We start from the raw sequence: 8,057 nt of genomic DNA on the forward strand, positions 1-8,057 counted from the left end.
TCTGAGCGCAGCGTCGGCACACCAGACAATCGGCGGTGACGCCGAGGCCGCCACAAGGCCTGCCTCGGCGTCAATCCGGTTGGCCTTTATTCGGCTACCCACTTGCCGCCCTTGGCGATCACCGGGCGGAAGTTTGACGTCTGGAGCGTGTTCTTGTCGGTGAACTTGATTTCACCGGCAAGGCCCTTGAAGTCGCTTGCCTTGAGCGCTTCGATGATTGCCTTTTGATCCGCCGACTTGGCCCGCGTGATGGCATCGACGATCAGGTCGCCCACATCATGGGAGAGAGCTGCATAGGCGCCGGCGTCGCGGCCATAGGCCTCCTTGTACTTGGCCTTGAAGTCGGCGGCGCCAGACAGGAGGTCGACGGTGGGCGGGGACAGCAGATACACGCCCTCACCGGCCGAGCCGGCGATTTCCAGATACTCCGGCGAATTGTTGCCATCGCCAAGCACGACGCCACCCTGGAACCCGGCCTGCCGAAGCTGCTTGGTGAGCAGTGCGCCACCGGCATGGTAGGCGGTCCAGAAGACAGCGTCCGCGCCGCTCGATTTGATCTTGGTGACGACCGCCGAATAGTCCTGCTCGCCGGCCGTGGTGGTCTCCTTGGCGGCAATCTCGCCGCCTGCGGTCTTGAAGGCTTCGGCGGTCAGCTTGGCCAGGTCGGACGAATAGGCATCGCCTTCGTCCACGACCGCGATCTTCTTGTAGCCGTTCTTCTTGAAGAGCTCGACAGCTGTCGTCGCCTGCATGTCGCCGGTCGAATTGGCGAGGAAGGCATTGCCCTGATTGGCGGCGACCAGCTTGGTCGAGTTCGCTCCGATGATGACGAATGGAATGCCGGCGTCACCATAGATCTTCAATGTCGGCAAGACGGCGCCCGAGCAGTAGCCGCCGACGATGGCGGTCACGCCTTCCGAGACAAGCTTGCTGCCTGCGGTCACCGCCTGCTGCGGATCGCAGGCGTCGTCGGCGGTAGTGGTGATGATCTTGTCGCCGTTGACGCCGCCTTTGGCGTTGACGGCATCGATCGCCATCTTCACGGCGTTCTCCATATCCTGCCCCTCACTGGCCAGTTGGCCAGTCATGGGGGCCACAATGCCGATCTTGATGTCGGCAGCCGCGGCCATCGTGGTCATAGCCAGCCCGGCAAGGGCGGTGGCACAAGCAAGCCTCTTGGCAAGCCTCTTGAAGGAAACAACCATTAATTCTCTCCATTTCCCCTGTTGGCGCATCCAGGCGGCGTGCCCGAAATGCATTGTTTCGCCCCTCGGTTAGCTGGGGAGCGGTTATGTTGAGCAGGATCGCCAGCCGGCCACGCGATGGTCACCGGCAGGACCTGACCCGCCGATCAGTGACTGCCGCCGGCAGCCCGGGCATAGGCTCCCTGGTAGCGGTTCTCCCGGATGCTCTGCATGATCTCGGCCTCACGCGCTTCTTGCGCCCTGACGGCGGCCAGCAAAGCCGCGGCATCTTCGATTGGAAATGCCACGACGCCATCCTCGTCACCGACGACGATGTCGCCGGGACCGACGACCATGCCGCCTATGCAGACGGGAACATTTATGGCTCCCGGACCATCCTTGTAAGGTCCGAGATGGATGGCCGACCGTGCGAAGCATGGAAACGGATTGCGGCCGATGGCACCGGCATCGCGAATGGCGCCGTCGATGACAATGCCTGCGGCGCCGCGCGACGCCGCGACACTTGTCATGATCTCGCCGACCAGCGCGCGTCCTTCATACCCGCCGCCATCGACGACGATGACGTCTCCGGGCTGCAACAGATCGAGCGCACGATGGATGAACTGGTTGTCGCCGGGGCGGGTCCTGACCGTCAGCGCCCTCCCCGCCATGACGCCGCCCACCCGGTGAAATGGCCGCAACCCGACAGCCCCGGGGACACGGGCGAGATTGTCGCTGATCAACGGCGTCGCCAGAGCGCGGAACGCGTCGATCAGTTCGCTTTCCTGTGATCCATCCGCCATCGTCTGCACTCCCCGTCGTCGGCACTTTTATGAATATAGTATCCAATCACAATTAATTCAATGGAGTCAACCGGCTTGCAATGGTCGGCAGAAAAAAGCCAAAGCAGCCCATAAACGCCGCCACTTGGGCAAACATGACGGCAAAGGCCCACCCGTCCGGGCTTGCAATGGCGGCAAAGTTCAAGATCGATTGGATAACATATCCATAAACGCCATGATTGTAAAAAGGGAATTGGCTGTGAAGCATGCAGGAAAAGTCGTGATCGTTACCGGGGCGGCACAAGGCCTGGGCCTTGCCTGCGCCGAGCGCTTTCATGCCGATGGCGCCAAGGTTGTGCTTGTCGACGTGCAGGCCGATCGCGGGCGCGAGCATGCCGAACGTCTTGGTGAGCGTGCCGCCTGGCTATCGGCGGATCTCTCCGAATGCACGCAGGAAATGGCAGCCGATGTTGTTGCCAAGGCCACAGAGCGATTCGGCGGTGTCGACGTCCTCATCAACAATGCCGGCATCATCCATCTGGACGATTTCGTCGACTTCCCCGAGGAAGCCTTCGACCTGGTTCAGCGCGTCAATCTCAAGGCGCCCTTCCTTCTCGGGCAGGCCGCGGCAAGGGCCATGATCGCGCAGGGACGCGGCGGCTCGATCATCAACATGTCGTCGATCAACGCCATCCTGGCCATCCCCAATTCCGTTGCCTATGCCGTGTCCAAGGGTGGCATCAAGCAATTGACGGCGGTGATGGCCGTCGGATTGATCCCGCATAACATCCGCGTCAACGCCATCGGCCCCGGCACCATCCTGACCGACATGGTCAAGAGTTCGGTCATGGCCAGCGAAGCGCAGCGCCAGACCATCCTGTCGCGCACGCCAAGCGGCCGATGCGGCGAACCATCGGAGATCGCCAGCGTCGCTTCCTTCCTGGCCAGCGACGATGCCTCCTACATCGTCGGCCAGACCATCTATCCGGATGGCGGTCGCCTGATCCTGAACTATACGGTGCCGGTGAAGGACTGACCGCCCATGGTTGTCGGTACGCCTCACATCAGTCTTGCGGGATCGGGCGCGCTGCTGCTCGATGGCGTGCAGGGGGCTTTCAGCGATGCCACCCAGGAACTGGTCTGGGCGGTGGCGAATGCCGCGCTGCGCCTAGAGGGGGTGCGCGAGGCCGTTCCCGGCATGAACAACCTGCTGGTGGTGTTTGACCCACTCGCTACGGACGCCCACAGCGTCACGGGTCAGCTGATGTCGCTCTGGGCTTGCACCGATGCCCACGCGGTGACCGGCACGCATCATACCATTCCCGTCAGTTATGGCGGCGCGCGCGGCGAGGATCTCGCCGGCTGGGCCGCACATTGCGGCATGTCTGTCGACGAGACCGTCAGCCGCCACGCGGCGGCCACCTACACCGTCGCCGCCATCGGCGCCATGCCGGGCTTTCCCTATCTGTCCGGTCTCGACCCGCTGCTTGCCTGGGCAAGGCGCAGCACGCCTCGCCTCAAAGTCACTGAGGGCGCCGTCATCATTGGTGGCGCGCAGGCGGGTATCATGCCGATGACTGCGCCTTCCGGATGGCACATAATCGGCCATACCGACGTGAAGCTGTTCAAGGCCGAAGCGGAATTGCCCGTGCTGCTCAGGCCCGGAGACAAAATCCGATTCGCAATCGCAGAGATCGAGGCATGATCGAGATCCTCACCACCGGCTTGCCGAACACGGTCCAGGATCTCGGCCGGCCCGGTCATCTGGCGCTGGGGGTCAGCCATGGCGGCGCCATGGACAGGCAGGCGCTGGCGATCGCCAATCTCATGCTGGGCAATGACCCCTCGGCTGCCGGGATCGAGGTCGCGCTTCATCCGTTCCGGCTGCGCGTGCATATCGACACCGCCGTCGCCATCACCGGCGCGGATTGCGCCGTCAGCGTCGGCGATCGGCCCTGTCCACCCTGGTGGGCCATGACGATCCGCGCCGGCGAGACCCTAGTCCTCGAAACCCCGCGCATCGGTGCTCGTTCCTACATCGCCTTTGCCGGCGGGCTCGATCTGCCGTCCGTCATGGGGTCGCGCGCGACGGATGTGAAAGGCGGTTTCGGCGGTTTCGCCGGACGCGGTCTGTCCCGCGGTGACCGGCTTGCGCTCAACCCTGCGCAATGCCGCCTTCCCGCGGGCGGCATCGGCGCAGCGCTGGAAGAGCGGCGAGGCGCGGCGGACGGCTTGGCCTCGGCAATCGAATTGCGGGTTTTGCCGGCCGCCGAGTTCGACGCCTTCAGGCCGGAGGCCCAGGCGGCTTTCACCGGCAGCGAATGGAGCATCACCAACGACGCCAACCGTATGGGATATCGCCTTGCCGGGGCGACGCTTTCCCTCCTCTCGCCGCTGGAATTGCTGTCCCACGGCATCGTGCCGGGAACTGTTCAAGTGCCGCCGTCCGGCCAGCCGATCATCCAACTTGCCGATGCCAACACCTGCGGCGGCTATCCGAAGATCGCCACGGTGATCGAAGCCGATTTCTGGCGGCTGGCGCAAGCGCCGGTCGGCGCTCGCCTACGTTTCTTGCCGGTCTCGATCGAAGCGTCGACAGAAGCGCTTCGCGCGAACCGGCAGCAAAGTCACGACTTTATCGCCGCCCGAAACCTTATGGCCGGCGAGCAGAGGGCTCCATGAAAATTCGCCCCTTCACCATCGAGATTGCCCACTCTGAAATCGACGATTTGAAGAAGCGCATCTCGATCTGGCGCGAGCCGGACCAGTTGCAGGCAATAGGCTGGACGCAGGGAACGGAGCACGAGCAACTGCGCCGACTAATGCAACACTGGCGCACTGGCTTCGATTGGCGCAAGCAGGAAGCCGCCTGGAACATCCATCCGCACTACCAGACGGATATCGGCGGCGAAACCCTCCATTTCATCCATGCGCGCGCCGCTGTCGCAACCGGCAGAACGGTCATACTCACCCATGGCTGGCCAGGCAGCGTCTTCGAATTTCATGAGTTGATCCCGCTTCTGACCGACCCGCTTTCGCATGGCGGAAGACAGGAGGACGCCTTCAACGTCGTGGTCCCCTCGATTCCCGGCTATGGCTTTTCAAGCCGACCGACCAGGCCTGGTCTCAACCTGTTCACCGTCGCCGACCTTTGGGCCGAGTTGATGAGCCGTCTCGGCTACAAACGATATCTCGCGCAAGGTGGCGATCTGGGCGCCGGCGTGTCGACCTGCCTGGCGCACGCGCATCCAGACAGTCTCGCCGGGGTGCATCTGAACTTCATCCCCGGCTCATACTCACCTCCTCACGATCCAGGCCCGGATGGCGACCTAAGCTTGGAAGAACGCGCCTTCCTGGAACGGAAAGCCGAATGGGCGGATATTCATGGCGCCTATGCTCATATTCAAGCGACGCGCCCGCAAACGCTTGCCTATGGGCTGACGGATTCGCCGGTCGGACTGGCAGCGTGGATGATCGAGAAGTTCCGCGACTGGAGCGATTGCGATGGCGATCTGGCCAACGCCGCATTTTCGCGCGACGACATGCTCGCCAACATCTCGCTTTACTGGTTCACCCGGACCGTCGCTTCGTCGATGCGACTCTATTGGGAAACGCGCGCCCGTCCGCTTGCATTCGCGTCCGGCACAGCGATCAACGTCCCGCTTGCAGTGGCTTTGTTCCCCAAAGAGCTGCCGATGCCGCCCAGGAGTTGGGTCGAGCGCGTCTTCAAGGACATCCGCCAGTGGACAGCGATGCCGCGCGGTGGTCATTTCGCAGCCCTCGAGCAGCCCGCTTTGCTTGCACAGAATATAAGAGCCTTTGCCGGCGGTCTGGATTTTTAAAGGCAGCGTTTGCGCGCAGCCAAACCCGAAGGCCAGAAATGAACAATACCGCCCTCACCATCGATGCCTTGCATAAGCGCGTCGATGCAATTTTCCGCAAGGCCGGACTGAACCCCATCCAGGCCAGCGCCATCACACGGGTCATCGTCGCGGCGGAGCGCGATGCCTGCAAATCGCATGGTATCTACCGGATCGAAGGCGCGCTGCGAACGATCAAGGCAGGGAAGGTAAACCCAGACGCGGTGCCCGAACTGTTGCCGCAAGACGCTCCCGCCATTGTGAAAGTGGATGCGAAGCACGGCTTCGCCAACCCGGCCTTCGAACTGGGCCTGCCGGTGCTGGTCGAGCGGGCACGCTCCTGCGGCATCGCCGCGCTAGCGATCAACGATGCCGTGCATTTTTCCGCCCTTTGGGTGGAAGTCGAAGCCTTGACCCAGGCAGGCCTTGCCGGCCTGGCCATGTGCCCGAGCTATGCCACCGTCGCTCCGACCGGTGGCAACGGACCGTTGCTGGGCACCAATCCTTTTGCCTTTGGCTGGCCGCGTAAAGAGCAGCCTCCCTACGTTTTCGACTTCGCGACCTCGGTTGCCGCGCGCGGCGAGATCGAGCTCCACCGCCGGGCAGGCAAGAAGCTGCCGGAAGGCTGGGCCATGGATTCGGACGGCAGGCCAACGACCGATCCCGAAGCTGCCCTGGCGGGCGCCATGCTTCCCTTCGGCGGGCACAAAGGCTCCGCCATCGCGACGATGATCGAACTGCTCGCCGGGATCATGATCGGCGACCTGACCAGCCCCGGGGCGCTCGAGCTGCTTGGCACCACGACGCTTTATCCGTCGCACGGAGAGTTGGTCATCGCTTTCTCGCCGAAAGCCTTCGCCGCCGGCCGGCCCGGCAATCCGCTGGGCCGTGCTGAAGCGCTGTTCGAGGCGATCTTGGGCCAAGGTGCGCGCCTACCCTCGCAAAGGCGGTTCCTAGCCCGCGAGACGTCGGAGCGCGACGGTATCGTCCTCTCGCACCAGGAAATGGAACAACTCGATCGTTTTCTCGAACGGGGGCTCGACACGGTCTGAATCGGTATCGCCAGGGCCAAGATCAATCACTGGAGGAGAAAAATGCGCTGGACGAAAACATTCACGGTCGTCGGCTGCCATGCCGAGGGCGAAGTCGGCAATGTGATCACCGGAGGCGTCAAGGACGTTCCGGGCAAGACCATGTTCGAAAAGAAGGAGTATCTCGAAGCGCATATGGACGACATTCGTGGGCTGCTCTTGTTCGAGCCGCGCGGTGCGCCCTACGTCAACGGCAACATCATCCTGCCGCCTTGCGATCCCTCGGCGGATCTCGGTTACGTCATAATTGAAAGCACCGAATACCCGCCCATGTCGGGCTCCAACACCATCTGCGTCGCCACCGTGGCGCTGGAAACGGGCATGGTGCCGATGAAGGAACCCGAGACGCGGCTGCGCATGGAGGCGCCGGCCGGCATGATCGAGGTGCGCTGCCTCTGCGAGAACGGCAAGGTGAAGCAGGTGGAGTTCACCAATGTGCCGGCTTTCGCGTTCCACCTCGACACACCTGTCGAAGTCGAGGGGCTCGGCACGATCACCGTCGACACCTCCTATGGCGGCATGACTTTCGCCCATGTGAACGCGCGCGCACTGGGCTTTTCCATAACACCCGACGAGGCACACCAGATGTCGCTGATGGGCCAACGTATCAAGAAGGCGGCCAACGAACAGCTCGTTGTCGTGCATCCGGAGAACGCTAAGATCCGCGACGTGTCCAACGTGATTTTCGAAGGCCCGATCAAGCGCGTCGACGGTCGCGTGGAAAGCGTCAACGGCACGGTGTGTCTGCATGGCAGGCTCGACCGCTCGCCTACGGGCACCGGCACCACCGGGCGGCTGGCGGTGATGTCGGCAAAGGGGCAGATCGCCAAGGGAGAGCTGTTCCGCAACAAGTCGATCATCGGGACCCATTTCGATTCCCGGGTGATCGCCAATGCGCGCGTCGGCGATCGCGACGCTGTCGTGGTCACCATTGCCGGGCAGGCCTGGATTACCAGCATTGGCCAGTACGGCCTCGACCCGACAGACCCTTATCCACGAGGGCATCGCCTCAGCGACGTCTGGTTCTGAAACGGACGCGGGGGGGGGGGGGGGGGCCGCGCCCGGGGCCGGAGGGGGGGGTGTGTGGGGGGGGGTTGTAGAAATAAAAAACACCCCACGACCCCCGGAGAAGGGGGTTTG

The 8,057-nt window shown here is 63.1% G+C and carries 9 protein-coding genes; 6 read left to right on the top strand and 3 right to left on the bottom strand.

The features are described 5' to 3' along the window. Positions 1–86 precede the first annotated feature (86 nt). From NKJ11_RS24305 to NKJ11_RS24315, 3 genes are all read right to left on the bottom strand, one after another. Positions 87–1,205: a branched-chain amino acid ABC transporter substrate-binding protein gene (locus NKJ11_RS24305; RefSeq protein ID WP_352610932.1), complete on the bottom strand. Its 1,119-nt coding sequence runs from the start codon at positions 1,203–1,205 to the stop codon at positions 87–89. Between the two features lie 146 nt (positions 1,206–1,351). Then, entirely contained in the window at positions 1,352–1,987 is a 636-nt protein-coding gene (locus tag NKJ11_RS24310) for an RraA family protein (RefSeq protein ID WP_023809512.1), read from the bottom strand. Positions 1,988–2,039: 52 nt separating this feature from the next. After that, positions 2,040–2,234, bottom strand: coding sequence for a hypothetical protein (locus NKJ11_RS24315; RefSeq protein ID WP_352794432.1), 195 nt, complete (start codon positions 2,232–2,234; stop codon positions 2,040–2,042). Here NKJ11_RS24315 and NKJ11_RS24320 point away from each other — a divergent pair. The 6 genes from NKJ11_RS24320 to NKJ11_RS24345 are packed head-to-tail and all read left to right on the top strand — an operon-like array spanning position 2,226 to position 7,946. Beyond that, entirely contained in the window at positions 2,226–3,002 is a 777-nt protein-coding gene (locus tag NKJ11_RS24320) for an SDR family NAD(P)-dependent oxidoreductase (protein ID WP_023809514.1), read from the top strand. The genes NKJ11_RS24315 and NKJ11_RS24320 overlap by 9 nt on opposite strands. 6 nt (positions 3,003–3,008) lie before the next feature. Continuing rightward, positions 3,009–3,671, top strand: coding sequence for a 5-oxoprolinase subunit PxpB (gene pxpB, locus NKJ11_RS24325; protein WP_352441939.1), 663 nt, complete (start codon positions 3,009–3,011; stop codon positions 3,669–3,671). Then, positions 3,668–4,648, top strand: coding sequence for a 5-oxoprolinase subunit C family protein (locus NKJ11_RS24330; RefSeq protein ID WP_023809516.1), 981 nt, complete (start codon positions 3,668–3,670; stop codon positions 4,646–4,648). Before pxpB ends, NKJ11_RS24330 begins: the two co-directional genes overlap by 4 nt. Next, entirely contained in the window at positions 4,645–5,808 is a 1,164-nt protein-coding gene (locus NKJ11_RS24335) for an epoxide hydrolase family protein (protein WP_352794428.1), read from the top strand. The genes NKJ11_RS24330 and NKJ11_RS24335 overlap by 4 nt, the downstream gene beginning before the upstream one ends. Before the next feature lie 38 nt (positions 5,809–5,846). Further along, positions 5,847–6,878, top strand: a complete 1,032-nt coding sequence (locus tag NKJ11_RS24340; RefSeq protein WP_023809518.1) for an Ldh family oxidoreductase — start codon at positions 5,847–5,849, stop codon at positions 6,876–6,878. Positions 6,879–6,920: 42 nt separating this feature from the next. Further along, complete coding sequence (locus NKJ11_RS24345) at positions 6,921–7,946, top strand: proline racemase family protein (RefSeq protein ID WP_023809519.1); 1,026 nt, start codon at positions 6,921–6,923, stop codon at positions 7,944–7,946. Positions 7,947–8,057 lie beyond the last annotated feature (111 nt).

The sequence above is a fragment of the Mesorhizobium sp. M0243 genome (assembly GCF_040321775.1).
Lineage (GTDB): Bacteria > Pseudomonadota > Alphaproteobacteria > Rhizobiales > Rhizobiaceae > Mesorhizobium.

Bases quoted from the DNA above. Each gene is read 5' to 3' on its own strand.
- NKJ11_RS24305 (WP_352610932.1), bottom strand. From the start codon at position 1,205: ATGGTTGTTTCCTTCAAGAGGCTTGCCAAGAGGCTTGCTTGTGCCACC.
- NKJ11_RS24310 (WP_023809512.1), bottom strand. From the start codon at position 1,987: ATGGCGGATGGATCACAGGAAAGCGAACTGATCGACGCGTTCCGCGCT.
- NKJ11_RS24315 (WP_352794432.1), bottom strand. From the start codon at position 2,234: ATGCTTCACAGCCAATTCCCTTTTTACAATCATGGCGTTTATGGATAT.
- pxpB (WP_352441939.1), top strand. From the start codon at position 3,009: ATGGTTGTCGGTACGCCTCACATCAGTCTTGCGGGATCGGGCGCGCTG.
- NKJ11_RS24330 (WP_023809516.1), top strand. From the start codon at position 3,668: ATGATCGAGATCCTCACCACCGGCTTGCCGAACACGGTCCAGGATCTC.
- NKJ11_RS24335 (WP_352794428.1), top strand. From the start codon at position 4,645: ATGAAAATTCGCCCCTTCACCATCGAGATTGCCCACTCTGAAATCGAC.
- NKJ11_RS24340 (WP_023809518.1), top strand. From the start codon at position 5,847: ATGAACAATACCGCCCTCACCATCGATGCCTTGCATAAGCGCGTCGAT.
- NKJ11_RS24345 (WP_023809519.1), top strand. From the start codon at position 6,921: ATGCGCTGGACGAAAACATTCACGGTCGTCGGCTGCCATGCCGAGGGC.